The organism is Acinetobacter sp. YH01020, assembly GCF_013420275.1.
Lineage (GTDB): Bacteria > Pseudomonadota > Gammaproteobacteria > Pseudomonadales > Moraxellaceae > Acinetobacter > Acinetobacter amyesii.
This window is the reverse complement of sequence record NZ_VOYN01000123.1, coordinates 1-1,311: the sequence shown is the minus strand read 5'-3', so window position 1 is coordinate 1,311 and position 1,311 is coordinate 1. Positions and strand designations below refer to the sequence as shown.

Annotated in this window: 2 protein-coding genes; one reads left to right on the top strand and one right to left on the bottom strand. The window is 36.2% G+C overall.

What is annotated here, in order from left to right:
• Positions 1 to 443: 443 nt before the first annotated feature.
• Positions 444 to 1,034: an SUMF1/EgtB/PvdO family nonheme iron enzyme gene (locus FTT85_RS18430; RefSeq protein WP_306674430.1), complete on the bottom strand. Its 591-nt coding sequence runs from the start codon at positions 1,032 to 1,034 to the stop codon at positions 444 to 446.
• A 12-nt stretch (positions 1,035 to 1,046) separates the two neighbouring features.
• Between FTT85_RS18430 and FTT85_RS18425 the strand changes: the two genes are divergently transcribed.
• The coding region (locus FTT85_RS18425) for a transposase (protein WP_180184119.1) at positions 1,047 to 1,311 on the top strand (265 nt) is incomplete at its 3' end.

The following is a 1,311-nucleotide window of genomic DNA, read 5'->3' as shown; positions in this document are numbered from 1 at the left end:
ATATAGAAATCGTCGTAAACGATTAAACCTGCGGTTTAATTTACTTGCTGGCATATACAATTTAGATTGGGTGAAAGATAAACAATTAAATTGATTGAAAAATGATTTATGAAGGAAGTCTATTGAAAAGATTTTATTTTTTTAGTGGTCTTAATTACAAATTTGATAAAGAATGAAATAAAAAGCCCCTCATGGCTTTTTTAATATAAATCAAGACAACTGCTGAATCGGACTACCACCCAAGCCTGCATTAAAGTCATAAGCATTGTATTGACTCGCCTGAGTTTAGACAAATACAAATAGCTGAAGGCTTAGAAAAACCTGAAAGTTTTTTAGTACAAGCACCAAAACCAATCGAAGAGTTAGATTTGGATATGTATAAGTCACGAAGATGTTAATCAAACTTGGATGGCATAAGCCATCCAACATTCGAAAATCTAAACTTATGGCTTAGGAAAAGGTTTCGGTGAGTTTGAAGCACAGCGCACGGATGTGCTGTTATTAATGTTAATATAATCTATACTGTCATCACCTTTTTCGTATTGAGGATTTGGTTCCTTTCCTCTTCTATAAATAGTGGTTGCTGCACCTCCTAATGCTAAACTTTGTGCTGCTCCTTCTTGATGTGTACTCCTTACGGATTTTAATAATCCAGACTTTGGCCCCTGTGGATTGAGTTCAGGTGAATTTTTGTAATACTGTGGGTCAAACCAATCAGACATCCATTCATGGTTATCAGTTGCCATATCGTAGAACCCTAAGGGTGTTGTTGGGAAATGACCTAGCAAAGGAACAATAGCACTAAAATTTAAACTTTTACTGACTTGATCTCTTTGCTCATCACTCCAAACATTACGACCCACTTCATACTTCCCATTATCTGTGGTGGAAATTATATATTGTCCTTTATTTCGAGCAGCATACTCCCATTGGGCTTCAGTAGGTAAATTCATAGGAATGCCGACTTGCTTACCTAACCATTGACAATAATCGGCTTTGTTGCACAAACCTATCGTTAAGGGCTTATTCCACAATATAATTTCCAAATGAACAAGCCTGCACCTAAAATTTATCGTACCACCAATTGGTCTTCTTATAATCGAGCATTAATAAATCGAGGAAATATTTCAATTTGGTTTGACACTAAGACCCAGTGGTATGCACAATCACAAGACAAACATGGACGAAATCAAACCTACTCCGACGCAGCTATCCAATGCTGCTTAATGATTAAATCCTTATTCCGTCTATCTTTACGTATGGTCACTGGCTTTGTGCAAAGTCTGATTAAACTTTGTGGATTAAATTGGA